We start from the raw sequence: 24,149 nt of genomic DNA, 5'->3' as shown, positions 1-24,149 counted from the left end.
AACACGATAGGTCGTTGCCCTGCCTTGCCGTGCTGAAGCACTGTCTGCGGCAGGGCGCCTACTCTCGCATTGAAGTGGACACGGCCTAAGAGGCTTGGAAGCTTGCGCACCAGCTTAAGCCCCGCCTAAGACTGCATCCTCATAGTTATGGGTATCGGCACCGATGTGTGCCCCACAACTGAAGGATGAACACCATGAAAACTGCAGCCTTGAAAAATACCTCGCTGGTGCTTGCCTTGCTGGCTGCCGGCGCCATTGGTGGCGCCGGTGTGGGCGCGTTCAACGTCTTGCACACCCCGTCCATGGCAGCTCCCGCCCTCGTGGCCAACAATACGACGGGCGCTCTCAGCGCGCCCATGGCTCTGCCTGACTTTTCGCAGATCACCGAACGTTATGGCCCGGCGGTGGTCAACATCAGCGTGACCGGTATGACCAAGGTGAAAGACGGCTCCCCGCTGGCGCAAGACGACGGCGATGAAGACGCGCCCTCCGGCGATCCTTTCTTTGAATTCTTCAAACGCTTCCAGCAAGGCCAGGGCAGGCCAGGCGCCGGACGTGGTGGCCAGCAGGAAATGCCCACACGTGGCCAGGGTTCAGGCTTCATCGTCAGCGCGGACGGCATCATCCTGACCAATGCCCACGTGGTGAGGGGTGCCAAGGAAGTCACTGTCAAATTGACCGACCGCCGAGAATTCCGCGCCAAGGTCCTGGGTGCCGACCCCAAAACCGACATCGCCGTGTTGCGTATTGACGCCAAAAACCTGCCTGTGGTCACCCTGGGTAAAACCAGCGACCTCCGGGTTGGCGAGTGGGTACTGGCGATCGGTTCACCGTTTGGGTTTGAAAACACCGTGACCGCTGGTGTGGTCAGCGCCAAAGGCCGCTCGCTGCCCGACGACAGCGCCGTGCCCTTTATCCAGACCGATGTGGCCATCAACCCCGGCAACTCCGGTGGGCCGCTGTTTAATGCCCGTGGCGAAGTGGTCGGCATCAACTCGCAAATCTACAGCCGCAGCGGCGGCTACCAGGGGGTGTCTTTTGCCATCCCGATTGACATCGCCAACAAGATCAAGAACCAGATTGTGACCACGGGCAAGGTCGAACATGCACGCCTGGGCGTGGCGGTGCAGGAAGTCAACCAGGCTTTTGCCGACTCCTTCAAGCTCGACAAGCCCGAAGGCGCATTGGTCTCGACCGTCGAAAAAGGCAGCCCGGCCGACAAGGCCGGCTTGCAATCCGGCGACGTGATCCGCAAGGTCAACGGCCAGCCCATCGTGTCTTCGGGCGACCTGCCGGCCGTGATAGGCCTGGCCGCCCCCGGCGACAACGTGACGCTGGAGATCTGGCGCCAGGGCACGGCCAAGGCGTTGACCGCCCGCTTGGCCAATGCGAACGACAAAACCAGCGAAGTCGCCAGCAAGAAAGAAGCACAAGGACAAGGCCGGCTGGGCCTGGCGCTGCGTCCGCTGCAACCTGAAGAAAAGCAGGAAGCCGGCCTGGACAATGGCCTGGTTGTGCAACAAGCCAGCGGCCCGGCGGCCCTGGCCGGTGTGATGCCTGGCGACGTGTTGATCTCCATCAACGGTTTGCCTGTGAAAAATGTCGACCAGGTGCGGGCAGCCGTGGCCAAAGCAGAAAAATCCGTGGCGCTGCTGATCCAGCGCGGCAATGACAAGATTTTTGTGCCGGTCAACCTGGGCTAAAGACCTGTCATCGCCGGTAGATGAAAAAAGGCGGGCTGCGGCCCGCCTTTTTTCATGCCCAAGCGCCTGTTTACGAATTGAGTCGCTTGCAAATCGGCTACGCTTTGCCTCCTAACAGGGAGCAACCGTGGCCTTTTCCATCACAAAAACAATCGCCGTCCTGATTGCCGCCAGCGCCTTGCAGGCGCAGGCCTTGCAAATGATCAGTGTGTCGCCCCAGGGCGAAGTCGCCCGCGTGCGGCAGGTCGTGGCCAAGTTTGATGAGGCCGCCGTCAACTTTGGTGACCCCAAAGCCCCTGCCCCGCTCAACCTCAGTTGCAGCGATGCCCAGGCCACCAAAGGCTCGGGCCGCTGGATCAGCGAACGCGAATGGGCGTTTGAATTTGAAAACGACTTGCCACCCGGCGTGAGGTGCTCACTGAATGCGGTGCCCACCTTCAAGTCCCCCAAAAGCCAGCCCCTGGCCGGCAACACCAGCTACAAGTTCAACACCGGTGGCCCCTTTATCCAGAACCTGCGTCCCGGTACTTACCAGCGTATTGATGAGGAACAGTATTTTCTGCTGCAGCTCAATGGCCCGGCCACCCTGCAAAGCCTCAAGGACAATGTCTGGTGCGCGCTCGAAGACCTGGGCGAACGTGTCCCGGTCAAGCTGATTGAAGGGCTGGAACGCGAGGCGCTGCTCAAGTCGCAAAACCTGGACAAGGCCGCGGCCAAAGACCCGCTGCGTTTCGCCACCCTGGCCTGCAACCGGCGTCTGACACCTGCCAGCAAGCTGCAACTGGTGTATGGCAAAGGTGTGAGCACGCCCAGCGGTGTGCCCAACTCGGTGGAAAAACGCTACAACTTCCAGGTGCGCGAGCCGTTTTCGGCCAGTTTCAACTGCGAGCGCGAAAACGCCCAGTCCGCCTGCCTGCCGATTCGGCCCATGAGTTTGAACTTCAACGCGCCTGTGCCGCGCAAGCTGGCGGAAGCGATCCGCCTGAAATCAGGCTCGGACACGCTCAAGCCGGTGTTTGATGCCGAAAGCGGCGACGCCTCGGACGTGGTCAGCAACATCAGCTTCAAACCGATGTTTGCGGAATCCACGCCCTACGTCCTGGAACTGCCCAGGGATTTCAAGGACGCCTCGGGCCGCACGCTGCGCAATGCCGACAGTTTTCCATTGAAAGTTGCGACCGGTGCCATGCCGCCACTGGCCAAGTTTGCTGCCTCACCCTTTGGCATAGTCGAACGTTTTGCCGAACCCAACACCAAACCCGGCGACCCGGCCCTGCTGCCGGTCACCCTGCGCAATGTGGAAACTGCGCTGCAGGTCAAAGGGCTGACACCTGCCGCAGCCGGCAAGGTCAGCGACCTGCAACCCAAAACCGACGCCGACATCATTGCCTGGTTCCGCAAGGTGCAGCGTTATGACGACTACCAGGTGTCCCGAAAGATGGCGGCGGCCGAGATCAAGGGCACGCTGCCGAGCGCCCTCGACAAACAGGACAAGGACTATGTGCAATCACGCATGTTGTCACTGCTGGCCGGCCAGGCCGGCGTGAAAACACTGGACCTGCCCCAGCCTGTCAGCGGCGATCCACGCCCGTTTGAAGTGGTCGGCATTCCACTGTCACCAGGATTTCACGTGGTGGAGATCGCCTCGAAAAAACTCGGCAGTTCCCTGCTAGACGAGCGTTACGGCGTCAACCGGACCATGTATGTACGCACCTCCGCCCTGGTCACCAACCTGGGTGTGCATTTCAAGCTGGGCCGCGAGAACTCGCTGGCCTGGGTCACCACTCTGGACAAAGGCACGCCGGTGGCCGGCGCCACCGTGCGTATCTCCAGTTGCAGCGGCACCGAGTTGGCCAAGGCCGTCACCAATGCACAAGGCATTGCGAATTTCAGCGGCCTGGCGTCCGACCCCCCTCGCTGTTCCGGTGACGACTACCGCCATGCCTATTTTGTGAGTGCGCGTGTGCGCAGCGCAGGGCCGCCCCAAGCAAGCACAGCCCCTTCGGGGGGCAGCGTATTACGCGAAGCGAAAAGCGTGGGGGCCGAGGAAGACCTGGCCTTCACCTGGAGCGACTGGCACAAAGGGATCGAACCCTGGCGCTTTAACGTGCCGACCAGCCGCGACCCGCGGCCCGACGAACGGGCGCACACGATTTTTGACCGCACACTGCTGCGCGCCGGTGAAACCGTGTCCATGAAACATATTCTGCGCACCGAGACCAGCCAAGGTTTTGGCCTGCCAGAGGCTGTCCCTGCCACGCTGATCGTGACACACGTGGGCAGTGGCCAGCAATTTACCCAGGCGATCAGTTGGCGCAAGACCGCCAGCGGCGGCCAGAGCGCAGAAAACACCTTTGCCATCCCGCCCGCCGCCAAACTCGGCGTTTACGAGGTGCAACTCAAGGGCAGCGACGCGCGATCGCGAAACTTCAGCAGCGGACAGTTCCGCGTCGAGGAGTTCCGCCTGCCGGTGCTCGAAGGCCGTATCCAGCCGACGGAGAAAAAAGCCCTGGTCAACGTGAAAGCGGTGCCCACCGAGGTGCAGATCAACTACGTTGCCGGCGGCGGCGCCGTCAACCTGCCGGTACGTGTGTCGGCGCTGGTGCGTGGCAAAACCCTGAACTACAACGATTACGAAGAATTCAGTTTTTCGCCGCCACGGGCCAAACGCGGCGAAAGCACCGAAGGCGAAGAAGAAAACACCTCAGCACAAGACCAGCGCGTGATCGCCGACAAGCTGCCGCTCACGCTCGATAAAAACGGGGCCGGCAAAGTCAGCATCCCCGATGTGCCCGTCGCCAAACAGCCGCAGGAGTTGTTGCTGGAAGCGACCTACGCCGACCCGAATGGCGAGGTGCAAACCATACGCAGCGTCTCCACCTTGTGGCCCGCCGCCGTGGTCGCCGGCATCAAGACCGAAGGCTGGGTCTCCAGCAGCCAGAAGATCAAGTTCCAGGCCCTGGCGCTTGATTTGAGTGGCAAACCCGCGGCCGATGTGTCCCTCGACGTGAAAGCCGTGGCGCGCATCGTCACCACCAGCCGCAAACGCATGGTGGGCGGCTTTTATACCTACGACAACAAGACCGAGACCAAAGACCTCGGCAGCGTCTGCAGCGGCAAGAGTGATTCGCGTGGCCTGTTGTTGTGCGAAACCAAACTTGGTGAGCCGGGTGAGGTCGAACTGATAGTCACGGCCAAAGACAAGGACGGCAACAGCATCCAGGCCGCCAGCTCGGTCTATGTCACCAAGCAGGGCGAACTCTGGTTTGGCGGCGAAGACCATGACCGCATGGACGTCTTGCCTGAAAAGAAAAGCTACCAGCCCGGCGAAACCGCCAAATTCCAGGTGCGTATGCCCTTCCGTTTTGCCACCGCCTTGGTGGCGATTGAACGTGAAGGCATCATCGAGACCCAGGTGGTGCAGCTCAACGGCCAGGACCCGACCATCAATCTCAAGATCAAGGACGGCTGGGGCCCGAATGTGTATGTGAGTGTGCTGGCCCTGCGCGGCCGCCTGCGTGAAGTGCCCTGGTACAGCTTTTTTACCTGGGGCTACAAGGCGCCGCGCGAATGGTGGACCTCCTTCTGGTACGAGGGCCGCGAATATGTGGCGCCGACTGCGCTGGTGGACCTGAGCAAACCCGCCTTCCGCCTGGGCCTGGCCGAAATCCGTGTCGGTACCAAAGCGCACCGGCTCGATGTGAGCGTGAAAGCCGACAAGGAAAGTTACCCGGTGCGTGGCCAAGCCAAGGTCACCATCACCGTCAAACTGCCCAACGGCCAACCGGCCGCCAATGCCGAAGTCGCGCTGGCCGCGGTCGACCAGGCCTTGCTGGAGCTGATGCCCAACGACAGCTGGAACCTGCTGGATGCCATGCTGCAGCGCCGCGCCTGGGGCGTGGAAACCTCGACCGCACAAATGGAAATCATTGGCCGCCGGCACTACGGGCGCAAAGCCGTGCCGGCCGGCGGTGGCGGCGGACGCAGCAACACACGCGAGTTGCTGGACACCCTGCTGCTGTGGAACCCCAAGGTGATGTTGGATGCCAACGGCCAGGCCGTGGTGACCGTGCCGCTGAATGATGCCTTGACCACCTTCAAGATTGTGGCCGTGGCCGATAGCGGCACCAGCATCTTCGGCACCGGCCAGACGTCGATCAAGGCGACGCAGGACCTGCAGATCATCAGCGGCCTGCCGCCGCTGGTACGTGAGGACGACCAGTTCCGCGCCCAGCTCACCTTGCGCAACACGACCAAGGCTGCAATGAAGGTCGAGGTCAGCCCGCGCGCCACGCTGCTCGACTTGAAACCACAGACCGTGGATATTCCCGCCGGCGAAGCACGTGAAGTGGCCTGGATGGTCACCGCACCGGCGCAACTGGCGCTGACCCGTGCCGAAGCCATCCTGTGGGAGATTGAGGCCAAGGACACGATGACCGGTGCACGCGACGGTCTCAAGGCGCGCCAGCGCATCATCCCCGCCGTGCCGCTGACGGTGCAGCAGGCCACGCTGGTGCAGGTTGATGGTTCCTTCACCCTCGACGTGAACCCGTCTGCCGATGCCCTGCCCGGCCGTGGTGGTCTGAAAATGTCGCTGCAACCCAAACTGGCCGAAGGTTTGGACGGCGTGCGTGACTGGTGGGCCAACTACCCGTTTGCCTGTCTGGAGCAAAAAACCAGCAAAGCGGTGGGCCTGCGCGACGGCAAACTCTGGCAAAGCGTCATCAGCCAGATCCCGACTTACCTGGACAGCGACGGCCTGGCCAACTACTTCCCACCGCGTGACGGCGAGGCTTCACGCGGCAGCGATGCACTGACGGCCTATTTGCTGGCCGCCACGCATGAAGCGGCCGGCATTAACCCGGCGTTTGCCCTGCCGGATGAGGTGCGTGCGCCCATGGAGCGCGGCCTGATCGCGTTTGTGGAAGGCCGCATTCAGCGCGAGTTCTGGAGCCCGCGCAAGGACCTGGACGTGCGCAAGCTGGCCGCCATAGAAGCCCTGTCGCGTTACGGCAAGGCCCAGGGCCGCATGCTGGGCAGCATCACGATTGCGCCGAATCAGTGGCCGACAAATGCCGTGATCGACTGGCTGAGCATCCTCAAGCGTGTGGCCGATGTGCCCAAGCGCGAGGAGCGCATGGCGGAAGCGAATCAGGTGCTGCGTTCGCGCCTGTCCTTCCAGGGCACCAAGCTGGTGTTCAGTACCGAAAAAGACGATTACTGGTGGTGGCTGATGGTCAACGGCGATGTCAACACCGCACGCCTGATGCTGGCGGTGATGGATGACCCAGCCTGGAAAGACGACATGGGCCGCCTGGCCAACGGTTTTATCGGCCGCCAGCAAAAAGGCGCCTGGCACACCACCACGGCCAACCTTTGGGGCGGTCTGGCGCTGGACAAGTTCTCGGCCAAATTTGAAGCCACACCGGTGGCCGGCGTGACCAAAGCCACACTCGCCGCGGCCTCGGCCAGCGTGGACTGGAACAAGGTGGAACGCATCAAAGCAACGGACGCCGCGGGTGCACCGAATCAGACGACTTTCTTCGGTGCACCGGCCACCCCCGGCAACCTGCGCAACAACAGCCTATTTTTGCCGTGGACCAGTGCGGGCAAGGAAACGCTGACGGTGACACAGCAGGGCACAGGCAAACCGTGGCTGACCTTGCAGTCGATTGCGGCCGTCCAGTTGAAAGCGCCGTTTAACGCCGGTTACCAGATCAAGAAATCCATCACCCCGGTGGAGCAGGCCGTGAAGGGCATCTACACCCGCGGCGATGTGATTCGCATCACGCTGGAAGTCAACGCCTCGGCCGACATGACCTGGGTGGCGATCACCGACCCGGTGCCCGGCGGCGCCACCATCCTGGGCAGCGGCCTGGGACGCGATTCCGAAATCGCCACCAGCGGCGAGAAAAAAACCGGCGCAGGCTGGCCGGCGTTTGAGGAGCGCAGCTTTGAGGCCTTCCGCAGTTATTACGACTACCTGCCCAAAGGTGTGGTGAAGATGGAATACACCGTGCGCCTGAACAACGTCGGCGACTTCGCCTTGCCACCCAGCCGGGTGGAAGCGCTTTATGCGCCGGAGATGTTTGGCGAAGCGCCGAATGCGCGGATCAAGGTGGAGGCGGCGAAATGAAGGCGGTCACACCATGAACACCCGGCGCATAGGCCGCATCGGCCAGGTGATAGCCGTCCTCGGCGTCGGCATGAGTTTCTTCAGCGCCCAAGCTTATGGCGGCGCCATCAACTGCCGGGGCTGGGACCAGATCACCTGCTTTTTTCACGCCATCTTCTGGCTGCTCGGAAGCCAACTTGTGGCGGCGCCGCTTCAGTGGATAGGCGTGAAGAACACACGGGGCAAGGAAAGAGTCCTGACCCTCCTGGGCGCGGTGATCAGCACGCTGGTGGCGCTGGGTCTAGGCGCGACCTGGCTGTCTTTTCACCTCGCCATTCAACCCCCTTGAGCCTTATGAAATTTCCCCGTGGCATCGCCCTGAAGCCTCTGCTGCTGGCCGCCCTGTTCATGGCTGCCCAGGCACAGGCGGTGTCGGCTGCCACCACATTTGATGAAGTAAAACGCGAATTTCGCCCCTCCGACACGCTGATCCTCGATCGCAACGGCGAAGTCATCCAGCGCCTGCGCACCGATGCCAAGGTGCGGCGTGGCCAGTGGGTGGCGCTGGCCGATGTGTCGCCGGCGCTGCGCACGGCGCTGGTGCTGAGTGAGGACAAACGTTTTTACGAACACAGCGGCGTCGATTGGCGGGCCGTCTCGGCTGCGGCCTGGGGCAATTTGTGGAACACCAAAACCCGCGGCGCCTCCACCCTCAGCATGCAACTGGCTGGGCTGCTGGACGAAGACTGGCGCGCCAGTGCCGGTGGCCGCAGCATCACGCAAAAAATTGGACAGACGGTATCCGCCCAGGTGCTGGAGGCGCGCTGGCGCAAGGACCAGATTTTGGAGGCTTACCTCAACCTCGTGCCGTTTCGCGGCGAGATCGTCGGCATTGACGCGTTGAGCCGCACCTTGTTCGGCAAGGCCGCGCACGGGCTGGATGAACGTGAAGCTGCGGTGGCCGCTGCGCTGGTGCGCGCACCGAATGCCAAGGTGGCACAGGTCACACAACGCGCCTGCGGTGTGCTCAAAATCATGCAAACCCCGGCCAAGGCCGACTGCGAAGGCCTGGACATGTTTGCCAGCGCCGTCCTGCAGCGCAAGGCCTTCGACGCCACCGAAGGCGTGGCGCCGCACCTGGCGCGGCAACTGCTGCGCAATGCATCGGTGGGGCCAACGGGCAAAGCAGCCACCTTGCCCTCCACCGTGCGTGCACCCCTGCAACGTTTTGCGGTGCAAACCCTGAATCAGCATCTGCGCGAGTTGCGCGGCCGCCATGTCGAAGACGGTGCCATCGTTGTGCTGGACAACGCCACCGGCGAGGTGTTGGCCTGGGTCGGTTCCTCGGGCGAACTCAGTGCTGCGACCGAAGTGGATGGGGTGCTGGCGCTGCGCCAGCCGGGCTCCACGCTCAAACCGTTTTTGTACGCGCAGGCGATTGCCGAGCGACGCATCACCGCCGCCTCCTTGCTGGAAGACTCGTCCTCGCAAATCCAGACTGCGGGCGGGCTCTACATTCCGCAAAACTACGACCGCCAGTTCAAGGGCATGGTCTCGGCACGCACGGCACTCGGCGCCTCGCTCAATGTGCCGGCCGTGCGCACCCTGGTCATGGTCTCGCCCGATGCTTTTCACAAGCAACTCAAGGCGGCCGGTTTGCCTTTGAAAGAATCGGGCGACTACTACGGCTACAGCCTGGCGCTGGGCAGCAGCGAGGTGTCGTTGCTGGCGCTGACCAACACCTACCGCACGCTGGCCAATGGCGGACGTTTCAGCCCCACCTCGCTCAGCCGAAACACCAAACCCGTGTTCACCCCGGCCATCGATGCGCGTGCGGCCTTCATCGTCACCGACATCCTGGCCGACCCGCTGGCGCGCGCCCGCACCTTCGGCACCGACAGCGTGTTGGCCACGCGTTTCTGGAGCGCAGTGAAAACCGGCACCAGCAAGGACATGCGCGACAACTGGGCCGTCGGCTACTCCCAGCGTTACAGCGTTGGCGTCTGGGGTCGGCAACGCCAGCGGTGCGCCCATGTGGGACGTCAGCGGCACCAGCGGCGCCGCGCCCATCTGGGCCGCGCTGATGAATCACCTGCACAAGCTGGAGCCCAGCCGCGCGCCCACGCCGCCCGCCGGCGTGCTGCAAAACGCCATCCGCTTCGGCACGCAGGCCGGCGCACCGCTGGAAGCGGCGCGCCAGGAGTGGTTTATCCGGGGCACGGAGCAAACCCTGTTCGCTATTAATTCAGGAGCTGATAGCGGCCGTCCTGAAAGGGCTACAGCTCTAAAAAGCTCAAGGAATGCGGTGCCAGTGCCTGACACGCCGGCACGTATCACCGCCCCCGCCTCCGGCACCATCATCGCGTTGGACCCGGACATCCCGCCCAGCCACCAGCGCGTGAGCTTCAGCGCCCAAGGCAGCAACCTGCGCTGGTTGATGGACGGCAAACCTTTGGCACGCGGCGCGCAAACGCAGTGGCTGCCCTGGCCGGGCAAACATGTGGTGCAACTGGTGGATGCCGGCGGCAAGGTGCTGGATGAAATCCGGCTCGAAGTGCGCGGCGCGGGTGTGAAGCCTGACAAACGCTGAGCCCTCGCCGGAGCGCAAGCCCCTTGATGCCCGATCTCTCAGTTAACGTTCAGGACGGCCGCCAGCAGCGCGCATAACTCCGGCAGCTCCCCGTCATCGACAGCGGTCAATTCAAGGCCAATGCGGCCCTGTGCCACGCGGTGCGGCGCGACAGCCACAACCGGATCACCGCCGCGCAGCAGCGCCAGCACACGCGCCGCGTCCACGCCAGTCACCGCCGCATCGATCAGGAGCGACAGCCGATCGAAACCATTACCTTGGGGGTCAGGTGTACGTTGCACGGTCACGCCCGGCCATCCGCCTGCTGACGCAGCCACCACCTCGACCTTGCGTTGCTGGGCCGCACGCCAGTCAGCGGCCGGCACATTGTCACGCAGCCTTAGCGCTGCCAGCACGCCCGCCAGCGCCTCCTTCGTTGGTTTCATGCCCCGGCCTATGCCGCCGTGCTGCGCATCCAGCGCCGCGACCAGGTCCGCACGGCCCAGCACCAAGCCGGCCGTGGGGCTGCGCAGGTATTTTTGCCCGCTCAGCAACAGCAAATCAGCACCACCAGCAACCAGTTCTTGCACGCGCCAGTCCTGAGCGGCGGCATCCAGCAGCAAGGGCACGCCAGCCGCACGCGCCAACGCCAGCAGTTCGCCTGTGGTGGCAGGCCCCGAGCCGGCGGCCAGATGCGACTCGACAGCCAGCACGCAGCATGCGGTGCCGAGCGCCAGTTCTACGGCCATGTCAGTCGGCGTTTCGCACGGCACGGCTTGGGCACCCGCCAAGCGCACGGCCTGGGTAATGGCCTGGCCGTAATGCACCTGCTGGGCAGCCAACATCACCACGCGGCGGCGCATGTCCGTGCTGTCGGGCAATTGCGCCACACGCCCGGCATCGGCGCCCGCCATGCAAGCAGCCACAGCCAACGTGACGGCCGCTGCGCCGCAATGCGTGACACAGGCCGACTCGGCGCCGCTCCAGGCAGCCAATTCGCGCCCCACAAGCGCCTGCAAATCGGCCACCACCACGTGGCGCTGCAGCATCTGAGCCACGGCGTCAGCCACGGCAGCGTCGCTGCGCGAGACGCCATAAGGCGTGGGCGTGCCCCAGGCGTTGATGACACGTTTCAGGGTCGGTGGCGTGGAAGGAATGACGTCTGGCATGAAAAAATTCCTGGAATGGTGCATGCCTATGCTAATTCCTTCACACCGAGTTTCGTGCAAATCGCTCGCACCGCACAATCACAGCATGAACACACCGATTGACCTCATCACCCTGCGCGTGGTTGTCACCGCGGCCGACCTGGGCTCCATCAGCGCGGCCAGCGACCGCCTGCAACTGGCGGTGGCCGCCGCCAGCGTGCGTATCACGTCCCTGGAAGACACGCTGGGTTTTCGCGTGTTCGAACGTTCACCGCGCGGCGTGCAACTGACGCCGGCCGGCCATATGCTGGTACAGCGCAGCCGCGAACTGCTGACCGGCGCCGACCGGCTGGCCATGGACCTGCACGACTACAGCCACGGCCTGCAAGGCCATGTGCGGGTGCTGGCCAATTCTTCGGCCCTGCTGGAAGTGTTGCCTGGTCTGCTGGAGACCTTTGCCCGCACCCACCCGCTGATACGCATAGACCTGGAAGAACGCGGCAGCCCCGACATTCCGCTGGCGCTGCTTGAAGGCCGTGCCGACCTGGGCGTTGTGGACCTGGCCCATGCGCCCCAGGGCATCACCTTGGCGGATTTTTTCAGCGACACGCTGGTGCTGGTCACGCCGGCCAGCCACCGTCTGGCCAACGCCAAACGGGTGGCACTGAAAGACCTGCTGGACGAGGACTTCATCACCCTGTCGGACGGCACCGCGCTGTCCAACCGGCTGATGGCCTCGGCGGCGGAAGTCGGCAAACCGATCCACATCCGCATGCGCATGCGCGGTTTCGACGCGGTCTGTCGCATGGTCGCGGCCGGGCTGGGCGTGGGCGTGTTGCCGCTGGAGGCGGTGGCGCCGCAACTGGCTTTTTTGCCGCTGAAAGCCGTGCGACTGAGCGATCCCTGGGCCAGGCGCACACACCGGCTCGCCACGCGCAGCGGCGTTGCGCCCTCGCCCGCCACCCGCACGCTGATGACGGCGCTCACGGCTTAGACAGGTACGAGCTTTCGCCATCCGCGAAAGCCGCCTTCAGCCGGCATGCTTGCCGCTCAAGCAGGGCCTTTCTAGACTGGTCGGCATACCCCAACAGGGCCACGCACGGCCACGGAGACACCATGAAGATCACACGCGTCAGCGCCACACCGCTGAACCTGCCGGTATCGGTCAGCATTTCAGGCCGCACCAAAACCACCTCGCTCTCGGTCTGCCTGGTCGACATCGAAACCGACACCGGCCTGATTGGCACCGGCATGACGGCCATCACCGAAGAAGAAGTGATTGGCAGCATCGTCAACGACATCGCCGCGCCGCACCTGATCGGGCTGGACCCGATGCGCCACGAACAACTCTGGGACAAGCTCTACTGGCTGCTCACACCGCGCGGCCAGTCCGGTTATGGCAGCCATGCCATGGCCGCGCTGGACCTGGCCTTGTGGGACTTGAAAGGCAAGGCACTGAACCAGCCCTGCTGGCGCCTGCTGGGCGGCGCGCGCCACCAGGTGCCGGTCTACGCCACCTTCGGCTTCGCGTTTTTTGACCGCGAGGAACTGGCCGAGGCCGCCAAGAGCTGGGTGGCACGCGGCTTCAAGCGCCTGAAAATGACGGTTGGCCACCACGGCCTGCAGCGCCGCGACGAACCACGGCCGCTGGACGAGGTGATAACCGAAGACGTACAACGTATACGCGCGGTGCGCGAAGCGGTCGGGCCCGACGTGCAGATCTACATCGACGCCAACTGCAGCCTGGACTACTTCCATGCCCTGTCGCTGGCGCAACGTGTCGAGCCGTATGGCATCAGCTTCTTCGAAGAGCCGGTGTCGCACAACGACATCCCCAACCTGGCCAAATTACGCGCCAAAACCTCCATCCCGTTGGCGGCCGGTCAAAACGAAGGCCTGGCCAGCCGTTTCCGCGACATGCTGGTCGCCCAGGCGGTCGATGTGGTGCAGCCCAACGCCTGTATCAGCGGCGGTTTCACGCAGTGCCTGCGCATCGCCGGCATGGCGGCGGCCTTCAACACCCGCTTTGCCAACGGCGGCGCCTGGCCACACCACAACATGCATCTGCATGCCGGGCTGGCCAATGGCTCGCTGGTGGAATACCACTCGGTCGCTGTGGAATGTTGCAAGCTGGTGTTCGACGGTCTGCCCGAGCCGGAAGCCGGGGTGCTAACCTTGCCCGAAACACCGGGCCTGGGTTTTGTGCCCAACCGCGAACGGATTGCCGAACTGGCCCAGCGACCGCTGTCACGCGGCATCGGCAAGGCCTGATTCTGAAAGGCCGCTAGAGCCGCATCGCTATCAAAAATAATTGGAGACAACCATGACCCACGCGTTTTTCACCCTGCGCCGCCGCAGTGCTGTGTTGGCCGGCCTGGCCGCCCTCGTCACCCTGGCCAGCGGCGCCGCCCAGGCCCAGGCTTACCCGAACAAACCCATACGCCTGCTGGTCGGTTATTCGGCCGGCGGCGGTGTGGATGCGATGGCGCGCCTGCTGGCGCCACGCCTGTCGGCCATTCTGGGCCAGCAGATTGTGGTGGAAAACCGCGCCGGCGCTGCCGGCCTGATCGCCGGCGACGCGGCGGCCAGGGCCACCCCGGATGGTTACACCCTGATGCTGGGCGACAGCTCGCTGCTGATCGCGCAATACCTGCAACCGCGCATGAGTTTTGATCCGGTCAAGAGTTTCACGCCGGTGGCGGGCCTCTTCACCTTGCCGCTGGTGATCGTCACCGGCAATGACTTTCCGGCGAAGACGCCCAAGGAGTTTGTCGCGCTGCTCAAGGCCAACCCGGGCAAATATTCGTATGCGACTTCCGGCGTGGGCACGGTGCACCACCTGGGCTTTGAAATGCTCAAGGGCCAGACCGGCGCTTACGTGGTGCATATTCCCTACCGCGGCGCGGCGCAAATCGCATCCGACGTCATGGGTAAACAAGTGCCCATCGGTGTGGTCAGCGCCACCCTGGCCATTGCCCAGGCCAAGGCCGGCAAGCTGCGTGCGATCGCCATCATGAACCCCGTGAAGCTGGCCGGTGGCGAAGACATCGCGCCGCTGGCGGATGCCTTGCCCGGTTTTGACGCCGCGCCGCGCCTGTATCTGCTGGCCCCCGCCGGCACGCCGGCGGCGATTGTGGAGCGCCTCAGCGAGGCCACCCGCAGCGTGATGGCCGCCCCCGACATGGCGCAGGCCGCCGCCCTGCAAGGCGCGGTGCCGGCTTTTATGGCCGCCGGGCCGCTGGCCGCCGACATCCCGCGTGAATCGGCGCAATGGGGCAAGGTCGTGCGCGAGCAGAAAATCACCGCCGACTGAGCAAATTTCCGAGCGCTCCCAAATTTTTTCAAACTGCACCAGGGCAAACTCGTTAGGATGACGCCCTGAGGAGAAAGCCCACCCATGCCCGTGATCACCACCATTGAAGACCTGCGCGTTCTCGCGCAAAAACGCGTGCCCCGCATGTTCTACGACTATGCCGACTCCGGCGCGTGGACAGAAAGCACCTACCGCGCCAACGAAAGCGATTTCCAGACCATCAAGCTGCGCCAGCGCGTGGCGGTCAACATGGAGAACCGCAGCACCGCCACCCAGATGATTGGCCAGAACGTGGCCATGCCGGTCGCCATTGCGCCCACCGGCCTGACCGGCATGCAACATGCTGACGGAGAAATCCACGGCGCACGTGCCGCCAAAAAATTCGGCATCCCGTTCACGCTGTCGACCATGAGCATCTGCTCGATCGAAGACGTGTCCACGGCCACGGACCGCCACCCCTTCTGGTTCCAGTTGTATGTAATGAAGGACCGCGCCTTCATCGAAAGCCTGATAGATCGCGCCAAGGCCGCCAATTGCTCGGCCCTGGTGCTGACGCTGGATTTGCAAATCCTGGGCCAGCGCCACAAAGACCTCAAAAACGGTCTGTCGGCCCCGCCCAAATTGACGGTCGCCAACATCCTGAACCTGATGACCAAGCCGCGCTGGTGTTTGGGCATGTTGGGCACGCCGCGCCGCCAGTTCGGCAACATCGTTGGCCACGTCAAGGGCGTGGAAAACATGGGTTCGCTGGCGGAATGGACAGCCAAGCAGTTTGACCCGGCCCTGAACTGGGGCGATGTCGAGTGGATCAAGAAACGCTGGGGCGGCAAGCTGATCCTCAAGGGCATCCAGGACGTGGAAGACGCCAGGCTGGCAGTCGACTCGGGCGCCGACGCGCTGATTGTGTCCAACCACGGCGGGCGCCAGCTCGACGGCGCCGAGTCCTCGATACGCGCCCTGCCGCAGATTGTGGACGCGGTCGGCAGCCAGATCGAGGTTCACATGGACGGCGGCATACGCAGCGGTCAGGACGTGCTCAAGGCGCGTGCGCTGGGCGCCCAGGGCACCTACATCGGCCGCTCTTTCCTCTATGGCCTGGGCGCCATGGGCGAAGAAGGCGTGAGCAAGGCGCTGCAGATCATTCACAAGGAGCTGGACCTGACCATGGCGTTTTGCGGTCATACCAACATCAACACGGTGGACAAACGCATCCTGCTGCCGGGCACGTTTTAAACCCGGTCAAGGCTGAACTACGGGCGGCGCGCCGCGAAGGCCGCGTGGTAATGCACCACGCCCTGGGCCAGGTGTGCGCCAAACGGCTGAGCCAAAAAATAATCAGGCGGTACACCGTCCAGCACCAGCCCCGGCTGATGGGTAAAACCGAAGCGGCCGTAATAGGCCGGCTCCCCCAGCACCACACAGCCGAGCGCGCCGGCAGCCTGTAGCCTCGCCAAACCTTCGGCAATCAAGGCCGTGCCCACGCCTCGGCCCTGGCAGGCGGGCAACACCGACACCGGCCCCAGGCCGTACCACTCGGGGCTGCCATCGGCGATACCCACCGGCGACAACGCCACATGGCCCACCAGCGCACCCTTTTGTTCCGCGACCAGCGACAGGCTCAACACGCCGGCCTCGCGCAAGGCATCCACAATCAAGTGCTCGGTCTGCTGGCTGTGCGGATGACCCAGAAAAGCCGCCGCCGTCAGACTGAAAATCGCCCGGGCATCGGCCGCTTTTTCTGAACGAATGATGAGACGGTCTTCAACGGGCACGGGACAAACTCCGGTGGTTTCAGTGGCGTCGACACCTGCATTTGATCCCAATTTTTGCCAAGTGCATAATGGTTAACCCTTTAATAAAAAAGCATTCTTCCGTAATCCTGACTCGCGGAGCATGTTGAGGACGCTGGGCACGGCTTCTCTTGGGCCGCCGCTGCAGACCACGCCAACATGGCCGGAATGCACCAACAAGGTCTTGCCATGAGCACCGCACCTCTTTACAGCGCGGAAGAGCGCCGCAAACGGATCTTCGCCATCGTGGGCGCCTCCTCCGGCAACTTGGTGGAATGGTTTGACTTCTATGTGTATGCCTTTTGCGCCATCTATTTCGCGCCGGCCTTCTTCCCCTCCAGCGATCCCACCACCCAACTGCTGAACACCGCCGGCGTGTTTGCCGCCGGCTTTTTGATGCGACCGATTGGCGGCTGGCTGTTTGGCCGGATTGCCGACAAACACGGCCGCAAAAACTCCATGCTGATCTCGGTGACCATGATGTGCGCCGGCTCGCTGGTCATCGCCTGCCTGCCGACTTACGCCAGCATAGGCGCCTGGGCCCCCGCGCTGCTGCTGCTGGCCCGCCTGTTCCAGGGCCTGTCTGTCGGTGGTGAATACGGCACCACCGCCACCTACATGAGCGAAGTGGCGCTGCAAGGCCAGCGCGGCTTTTTCTCCTCCTTCCAGTACGTCACGCTGATTGGTGGCCAACTGCTGGCCGTGCTGGTGGTGGTGATCCTGCAGTTTGTGCTGACCGAGGCCGAACTGCGCGCCTGGGGCTGGCGCATTCCTTTTGTGATCGGCGCCATGGCCGCCGTGATCGCCCTGTTCCTGCGCCGCTCGCTGGAAGAAACCACCACCGCCGCCTCGCGTTCCAACAAGGAAGCCGGCAGCCTGGCCAGCCTGTTCAAACACCACAAAGCGGCGTTTTTCACCGTGCTCGGTTACACCGCCGGCGGTTCGCTGATTTTCTATACCTTCACCACCTACATGCAGAAGTACCTGGTCAACTCGGCCGGCATGTCGGTCAAAACCGCCAGCGGCATCATGACCTTCGCACTGTTTGTCTACATGCTGATACAGCCCTTCTTCGGCATGTTGTCCGACCGGATTGGCCGGCGCGCCTCCATGTTGTGGTTTGGCGGCCTGGGCGCCTTGTGCACCGTCCCCATCCTGATGACCTTGCAAAGCGTGACCAATCCCTTCGTGGCTTTTTTGCTGATCATCCTGGCCCTGGCCATCGTGAGTTTTTACACCTCCATCAGCGGCCTGGTCAAAGCCGAGATGTTTCCGTCCGAAGTGCGCGCCCTGGGTGTCGGCCTGGCCTATGCCGTGGCCAATGCGATATTTGGTGGTTCGGCCGAATACGTGGCGCTGGGCCTGAAGTCCCTGGGCCATGAGCAGGCGTTTTACTGGTACGTCACCGGCATGATGGTGATCGCCTTCTTCGTGGCCTTCCGCCTGCCGCGCGAGGCGCGTTACCTGCAGCACGAGCATTGAGCGCGCGGCGGCGCCGGCATCTGTTCAACGTTATGCTTGACGGGTGAGCGCTCCTTCCTCTTCCCGTCCCTCGAAAATCCGCCGCATCGCCCACCTCGACATGGACGCTTTTTTCGCGTCGGTTGAGCTCTTGCGCTATCCGCAGCTCAAGGGTCTGGCGGTGGTCATAGGCGGCGGACGCCGCAAGGTTGATGAAGCCCTGCTGGCCGACCCTGAGCGCCAGCCGCGTTTCATCCCCATCGCAGAGTTTCCGCTGCTGAAAGACTATGTGGGCCGCGGCGTCATCACCACGGCCACCTATGCGGCGCGGCAGTTTGGCGTGGGTTCGGCCATGGGCATGATGAAAGCCGCCAAGCTGTGTCCGCAGGCCATCGTGCTGCCGGTCGATTTTGAAGAAGTGCGGCGCTACTCGTGCCTCTTCAAATCCAGCATCACCGAGATTGCGCCACTGATGCAGGACCGCGGGGTGGACGAGGTCTATATCGACTTCACCGAGGTGCCCGGCGGCCAGCGTGAAGGCGGGCGCGTGTTGGCGCGGCTGATCCAGAAAAGCATTCTTGAAAAAACCGGCCTGACCTGCTCCATCGGCGTGGCGCCCAACAAACTGCTGGCCAAGATGGCCAGCGAGTTCAACAAACCCAATGGCATTTCGATTGTTCATGAGGCCGACCTGCAGACGAAAATCTGGCCGCTCAATGTGCGCAAGATCAACGGCATAGGCCCCAAGGCCGGGGAAAAACTGGCCGGTCTGCATGTGCACACCATAGGCGAGCTGGCCGCGCAAGACCCACAATGGCTGGTGGCCAACTTCGGCAAGGCCACCGGCGCCTGGATGCATGAAGTCGCCTGGGGCCGCGACGACAGCCCTGTGGTGACGGAAAGCGAACCCGTCAGCATGAGCCGCGAAACCACCTTCGAGCGTGACCTGCATGCGGTGCGTGACAAGGCGGCGCTGGGCGCGATCTTCACCGACCTGTGCAGCCGACTCGCGGAAGACCTGCAACGCAAGGGCTACGTTGCCAAAACCATAGGCATCAAGCTGCGTTATGACGATTTCAAGATTGCGACACGCGACCAGACGGAGCCGCACTACACGGCCGACGCTGCCAACATCCGAAAAATCGCCGGCCAGTGCCTCAAACGGGTGCCGCTGGCGCGGCCGCTGCGCCTGCTGGGCGTGCGCGCCAGCGCCCTGACCAAACTGGGCAGCGCCGAGACTTTAGAGTCAAATACGGCTCCAGCCCGATCCAGTCGTTCGCAAGCAGCTACTGATTCAATAGCAAACAGAACGCCGTCGCTGTTCTGAGCGCCATGATCCAGCGCTGGCTCAAACGTATCGCCTTCACGCTGCTGGGCTTGGTGCTGCTCATGGGCCTGTATCTGGCCGTGGCCTGCGCGCTGATGTTCTGGCCGGCCCATGCCAGGCCGTCCACCGAAACCCCCACGGTGCAAGCCTGGGTGCTGAGCAACGGCGTGCATACCGATTTGGTGTTTCCGATCCACTCGGCCAGCATTGATTGGCGGCAGCTTTTTCCACTCGCGGACTTTCGGGCCGTGCCGCCGGACGCCGAGTTCATCGCCATCGGCTGGGGTGACCGCGAGTTTTACCTGAACACGCCCACCTGGGCCGATCTCACAGCCTCGCGTGCCGCCGGTGCGCTGCTGGGCGGCAAGCGCGCGCTGATCCACGTGAGTTACCTGCAGCGCGGGCAGTTGCAAAACGGGGCTTACAAGCTGCCGCTCTCGCAGACCCAGTACGCGCAACTCGTCGACTACGTGCGCGCGGCCTTGCCTTCAGGCCAGGCCATACCCATCGCCGGTGCGCATTACGGCGACAACGATGCTTTTTACGAAGCCGAAGGCGGCTACAACCTCTTCGAGACCTGCAACACCTTGACCGGGCGTGGCCTGCGGCAAGCGGGTGTTACGGTGAGCCGCTGGACGCCGTTTGACTTCAACGTCGTGTGGCACCTGCAGCCGGCCACGCCCTGAGCACTGAGGCTCAGTCGAGCCCGTCGAAGTCCGCGTCGTCCGGCCCGATGTGTGCGGGCGAGCGCCAGCCGGCGTCGCGCATGGAACGCGCCACCTGTTTCTCCACCCCCATCAGCACCGCGAACAGCGCCATGCGCACCGGGATGCCGTTGTCGGTCTGGCGGAAGATCGCCAGCCGGGGGTCGTGGTTCAGGTCCACACTCAGGTCGTTCGCGCCCGGCCGGCCGTCGCGCGGCAGCGGGTGCATCAGGATGGTGTCGGGCTTGCAGACCGCATCGACCAAGGACTTGCGTACCTGGAACTCGGGCGTGTAGCCCTCGATCTCCTCGCCCGCGAAGCGTTCTTTCTGGATGCGGGTGGCATACACCACGTCCGCGCCGCGCAGGCCTTCTTCGAGCGACTGGGTCTGCTCGATCACATGGCCGTGGCGTGCCACCAGTTCCAGCAAATAAGGCGGCATTTCCAGCGAGGGCGGCGCAATCAGCGTGAACTTCAGGTTGCGGTAGAGCGCCAGCAGCCGGATCAGCGAATGCACCGTGCGGCCGTATTTCAAATCGCCGACGATGGCCACATGGGTGCCGTCAACCAGCTTGCCCATGCGCGAGAACTCGCGCTGTATGGTGTAAAGGTCCAGGATGGCCTGGCTGGGATGTTCGCCCGGGCCATCGCCCGCATTGATCACCGGGATGTTGGTGGCCCGCGCAAACTCGGCCACCGAACCCTGATCGGGATGGCGCACCACCAGCGCATCCACATAACCGCTCATCACACGGCTGGTGTCGTAAATCGACTCGCCCTTGGCCATGGACGAGAAGGTAAAACCCGTGGTGTCGCAGACCGTGCCACCGAGACGGCAAAAGGCCGCGCCGAAGCTCACCCGTGTGCGGGTGCTGGCCTCGAAAAAAAGGCTGCCGAGCACGGCACCTTCGAGAATACGTGTGACCTTCTGACGCCGCGCGATGGGCTGCATGATGTCGGCCACCTGGAACAGGTCTTCCAGGCTGCCGCGGTCAAACTGCGCGACCGATAACAGATGCGGCTTGCCTTCGGCCGCGATACGCTGGCCTATGCTGCGGTCATCGGCCGCGCCCCCGGCCACCACCGCACCCAGGGCCTCGCGTTGCAGGATTTCGGCGACAAATTTGCCCACCATCTCCGGCATGGCCCGCGACTCGCCCGAGTCGTCCGGCAGCAGCCAGGTGTCCAATGCGCGGCGGCGAACACCCAGCCGTTCGGAGAAGGCGTCGCGGGTGAGGTTGAGGCGGCGCATGGCGTCGCGCAGGAGGTCTTGTTGCTGGCTCATGGGCAAAAGTATACGCCATGAGCCGCTTATTTCTTTGAGGATTTACGCATTGCGTACACCTCAAAAAGAACAATTTCAGGGCTTGGGCACGCCGCCCTGCCACTGCGGCCAGTTCGTCACGATGTGGTTCACCAGGCGCGAGCCCACCGCCGCGATGTTGTCCACGGTCTCGGCAAAACCGCCGGCGGTTTCGCCTGGCGCCGGGTCCAGGTGCTGCAGCGTTGTTTCTTTCGGGTTGCCCTGGTCGAAATTGACGGCGCCGCGCAAGCTCATCACACGCTCGGTGCCATGCGTGCGTTTGATCACCAGGGTGATGGCCGCCGCTTCCATCTCGGTGATGGTGTAGTCGTCGGCGCCATAAAGTTTGGCGATGTACTGCGCCTGTTTGGACATGCCGGGGCCATGGAAAAAAGTGTCGCCCGTCATGTGGGTGCCGGTGCCGACGGCAGGCGCGCGGCGCGCGGCTGCATCGGGATAACGCTGCCGGTACTGGCGTGCGCCGTCAGAGTCCTTGAGCGGCGTGTCGGCCGTGAGTTTCATGGCCCAGCCCAGCAGCGCCGGGTTGATCTGAAAGCGGCGGTAGTCCTCGTAACCCTTGCGCGGCATGAAGGTCGGCTCGCCGGCCTTGTTTTCTTCGGGCGCCCAGCGGTGGCCCAGGTCGTAGTCCACCAGCCAGCTGGCCCAGCTCACGTCGCCTATGGTGCCGCGTGCAGGCGGCGTGCCGCCCACACCCGACAACACGTAATAGGCCTTGGAAAAATCAAAGGCCGGGTTTAACAAAATCGCCTGCATGGAGGACGAGGAGTTGACCTTGCCCATGCCCAGTACCGCGCCGCAAACACCGTCGGTGTTGCAATACACCGGGTTCAAGGCACCCGGCACCGTGATAGGCGTGGCGCCTTTCCAGTAATGCTCATACCAGTGCTGAAACTCGCCGGCACGGTCACCGGTGTTCTGGCCGATCTCGAACATCGCGGCCACAAACACCTTGACCTGCACCGGCTGGGCCACACGCGTATCAGGCGCACCAGGCGCCGAGGCACAACCGGCGGCCACGGCCACCAGCCCACACAGCGCCAGCCAGCGGGCGCCTTTCCAGCAACGATCAAACATGTTTTTTCTCCATCCAATAAACAGCCGGTGCAACAACCACACCTGCCAAGAGACAACAATCCCCTGCCGGCGATTGTCCCCCCAACACAGCTTCGCCCACCCCAACGAGAGACTCAAGCCTTATGCCAATGCCCTGGCCGGGCATCGCCTCTAGTTATGAGTCAAACAGGCATCTAGCCCAATAAATACAAGCGCGATCAGCTATAAAAACATGAGCAAATAAATCCTATCCGTCCCGACATGCCGGATTGAAGCTCATGCCATAAATAAAGCCCGGGGCCAGGTTGACTTTAGCTTTCACGAAACTTACAGTGAATCCTCAGCACGGAGGTTTTATGGCCCACCCTTCGACACCCCAGACCAGCAGGCACCTCACCCTGGCCACCTTGCAGCGCATCAAGCTTTGGCAAGTGGCGCACAGGCGCACCCACCCGCTGGAGTACCACACCTGGGACGCCGTCCTGACGATGTGGGTCATGGGCTGGGTCGGCTGGGTGCCGACTTTTGCGCTGGGCGACCTCTGGGCCAGCCTGCTGTGTCTGCTGGGCATGCTGGCCCCGCGCCTGTATGTGGCTTGGCGCCTGCGCGCGCATGAGGCCGGGCGTCTCAGGTGTGACTGGCTGCATCTCATCCGTTGATGCAGATGGGCAGCCCCTCGCCACGCGGCCTCACTTGCGCATCGAGTCGAGTTGTTCGCCCTGGCTCAGCACCGCCTGCGCCTTCGCGTAACTCTCGATCAGCAACTGGTACTCCGGGAAAATTTTGGTGTATATCTCGGCCCACTGCAACGCATCGTCGCGGTGCCAGGTCTTCTGCAACTCCGAGGCCACCGCTGCGGTGTCCATGGGCACCACGCCGGCCTGCACAACACGCGCCAGCGTGATTTCCTGCGCCATCTTCGAATAAGTGCCCGAGGCGTCGACGACCACAAACACCTTGTAACCCTCGGCCACCGCGCTGATCGCCGGAAAGGCCATACACACGCTGGTGATGGTGCCGGCGATGATCAGCGTCTTGCGGCCGGTGGCCTTGACCGCGGCGACAAAGTCCGCGTTGTCCCAGGCATTGATTTCACCTTTGCGCGCCACGTATTTGGCATGCGGGGCGTTCTCGTGGATCTCCGGGATCAGCGGACCATTCGGCCCTTGCGGCACGGACGCGGTGGTGATTACCGGGATCTTGCACAGCGTTGCCATTTTGGCCAGTGCGGCGGCGTGGGCACGCAGTTTGGGCATGGGCATGTCGTTCACGGTCTGGAACAGGCCGCTCTGGTGATCAATCAGCAGCATGGCTGCGTCGTCGGGGTCGATGACGGGACGCTGGCCATTGAAATTGGCCACATTGGCGAAATTATTCATCGCATTGCTCCTGTGAAAATGATGAAAGGAAATCAGACGTCCGGGCAGGTTCTCGTGCTCGGCACCGACCATCACGCGTTCGCTCTAAGAGTCTGGAGATTCTGCTGGCCCTACGTGCGCTGAGGTAGCCGTCCGCCGGCGAACACCGTGTTCTCGAATTGCGAACAATGTGCGCTGACAGTAACAACGCGCCACAACGCGTGTCAAAGTGGCCTGGGTCCGCGAAACATGGGTATTCTTCGAAGACGCGGGCGAGGACACCA

The 24,149-nt window shown here is 63.2% G+C and carries 16 protein-coding genes and 1 pseudogene; 12 read left to right on the top strand and 5 right to left on the bottom strand.

The genetic code is table 11. From position 1 onward, the window contains the following. The first annotated feature begins 194 nt into the window (after window positions 1-194). From ACHMXK_RS05605 to pbpC, 4 genes and pseudogenes are all read left to right on the top strand, one after another. Window positions 195-1,703 (top strand): DegQ family serine endoprotease, encoded by a 1,509-nt coding sequence (locus tag ACHMXK_RS05605; RefSeq protein ID WP_397438416.1) that lies wholly within the window; start codon window positions 195-197, stop codon window positions 1,701-1,703. A gap of 199 nt (window positions 1,704-1,902) precedes the next feature. Beyond that, on the top strand, window positions 1,903-7,839 hold the full coding sequence (locus ACHMXK_RS05600; RefSeq protein ID WP_397442450.1) for an alpha-2-macroglobulin family protein: 5,937 nt from the start codon (window positions 1,903-1,905) through the stop codon (window positions 7,837-7,839). Window positions 7,840-7,852: 13 nt separating this feature from the next. Next, entirely contained in the window at window positions 7,853-8,167 is a 315-nt protein-coding gene (locus ACHMXK_RS05595; RefSeq protein ID WP_397438414.1) for a hypothetical protein, read from the top strand. 5 nt (window positions 8,168-8,172) lie between these two features. Then, a pseudogene (gene pbpC, locus ACHMXK_RS05590) lies at window positions 8,173-10,408 on the top strand (penicillin-binding protein 1C). A 38-nt stretch (window positions 10,409-10,446) separates the two neighbouring features. Here the strand turns inward: pbpC and ACHMXK_RS05585 are convergent. Further along, window positions 10,447-11,556 (bottom strand): hypothetical protein, encoded by a 1,110-nt coding sequence (locus ACHMXK_RS05585; RefSeq protein WP_397438412.1) that lies wholly within the window; start codon window positions 11,554-11,556, stop codon window positions 10,447-10,449. Window positions 11,557-11,641: 85 nt separating this feature from the next. Here ACHMXK_RS05585 and ACHMXK_RS05580 point away from each other — a divergent pair, with 85 nt between their 5' ends. The 4 genes from ACHMXK_RS05580 to ACHMXK_RS05565 all read left to right on the top strand — a co-directional run bounded on the left by ACHMXK_RS05580 (window position 11,642) and on the right by ACHMXK_RS05565 (window position 16,081). Continuing rightward, on the top strand, window positions 11,642-12,529 hold the full coding sequence (locus ACHMXK_RS05580) for a LysR family transcriptional regulator (protein ID WP_397438410.1): 888 nt from the start codon (window positions 11,642-11,644) through the stop codon (window positions 12,527-12,529). A gap of 122 nt (window positions 12,530-12,651) precedes the next feature. After that, window positions 12,652-13,806 (top strand): mandelate racemase/muconate lactonizing enzyme family protein, encoded by a 1,155-nt coding sequence (locus tag ACHMXK_RS05575; protein WP_397438408.1) that lies wholly within the window; start codon window positions 12,652-12,654, stop codon window positions 13,804-13,806. A gap of 52 nt (window positions 13,807-13,858) precedes the next feature. Beyond that, complete coding sequence (locus tag ACHMXK_RS05570; RefSeq protein WP_397438406.1) at window positions 13,859-14,848, top strand: Bug family tripartite tricarboxylate transporter substrate binding protein; 990 nt, start codon at window positions 13,859-13,861, stop codon at window positions 14,846-14,848. An 84-nt stretch (window positions 14,849-14,932) separates the two neighbouring features. Further along, window positions 14,933-16,081 carry an L-lactate dehydrogenase gene (locus ACHMXK_RS05565; RefSeq protein ID WP_397438404.1) on the top strand — a complete coding sequence of 383 codons (1,149 nt, stop codon included), beginning with the start codon at window positions 14,933-14,935 and terminating at the stop codon, window positions 16,079-16,081. Window positions 16,082-16,098: 17 nt separating this feature from the next. Here ACHMXK_RS05565 and ACHMXK_RS05560 read toward each other — a convergent pair whose 3' ends face one another. After that, window positions 16,099-16,620 (bottom strand): GNAT family N-acetyltransferase, encoded by a 522-nt coding sequence (locus ACHMXK_RS05560; RefSeq protein ID WP_397438402.1) that lies wholly within the window; start codon window positions 16,618-16,620, stop codon window positions 16,099-16,101. Window positions 16,621-16,827: 207 nt separating this feature from the next. On the opposite strand from ACHMXK_RS05560, the gene ACHMXK_RS05555 reads away from it, so the two are divergent. From ACHMXK_RS05555 to ACHMXK_RS05545, 3 genes are all read left to right on the top strand, one after another. After that, window positions 16,828-18,120, top strand: coding sequence for an MFS family transporter (locus ACHMXK_RS05555; protein WP_397438400.1), 1,293 nt, complete (start codon window positions 16,828-16,830; stop codon window positions 18,118-18,120). Window positions 18,121-18,220: 100 nt separating this feature from the next. After that, window positions 18,221-19,426 carry a Y-family DNA polymerase gene (locus ACHMXK_RS05550; RefSeq protein ID WP_397442448.1) on the top strand — a complete coding sequence of 402 codons (1,206 nt, stop codon included), beginning with the start codon at window positions 18,221-18,223 and terminating at the stop codon, window positions 19,424-19,426. A gap of 5 nt (window positions 19,427-19,431) precedes the next feature. Then, window positions 19,432-20,112, top strand: a complete 681-nt coding sequence (locus ACHMXK_RS05545; protein ID WP_397438398.1) for a TIGR02117 family protein — start codon at window positions 19,432-19,434, stop codon at window positions 20,110-20,112. Between the two features lie 10 nt (window positions 20,113-20,122). On the opposite strand, the gene ACHMXK_RS05540 is transcribed toward ACHMXK_RS05545, so the two are convergent. Together ACHMXK_RS05540 and ACHMXK_RS05535 are read right to left on the bottom strand one after the other, a co-directional pair. Continuing rightward, entirely contained in the window at window positions 20,123-21,415 is a 1,293-nt protein-coding gene (locus ACHMXK_RS05540) for an aspartate carbamoyltransferase (protein WP_397438396.1), read from the bottom strand. 75 nt (window positions 21,416-21,490) lie between these two features. Continuing rightward, window positions 21,491-22,528 (bottom strand): purine-nucleoside phosphorylase, encoded by a 1,038-nt coding sequence (locus ACHMXK_RS05535; protein WP_397438394.1) that lies wholly within the window; start codon window positions 22,526-22,528, stop codon window positions 21,491-21,493. Window positions 22,529-22,863: 335 nt separating this feature from the next. Between ACHMXK_RS05535 and ACHMXK_RS05530 the strand changes: the two genes are divergently transcribed. Continuing rightward, window positions 22,864-23,166, top strand: coding sequence for a hypothetical protein (locus ACHMXK_RS05530; protein ID WP_397438392.1), 303 nt, complete (start codon window positions 22,864-22,866; stop codon window positions 23,164-23,166). A 30-nt stretch (window positions 23,167-23,196) separates the two neighbouring features. Here the strand turns inward: ACHMXK_RS05530 and ACHMXK_RS05525 are convergent, their stop codons facing one another. Further along, a complete protein-coding gene (locus ACHMXK_RS05525; protein ID WP_397438391.1) occupies window positions 23,197-23,886 on the bottom strand; it encodes an isochorismatase family protein in 690 nt (229 codons plus the stop codon). Between the last annotated feature and the right edge of the window lie 263 nt (window positions 23,887-24,149).

Source organism: Polaromonas sp. UC242_47 (assembly GCF_044452385.1).
Classification (GTDB): domain Bacteria; phylum Pseudomonadota; class Gammaproteobacteria; order Burkholderiales; family Burkholderiaceae_C; genus Polaromonas.
Note: the sequence above shows the minus strand (reverse complement) of the source record. Positions and strands in the feature narration are given on the sequence as shown.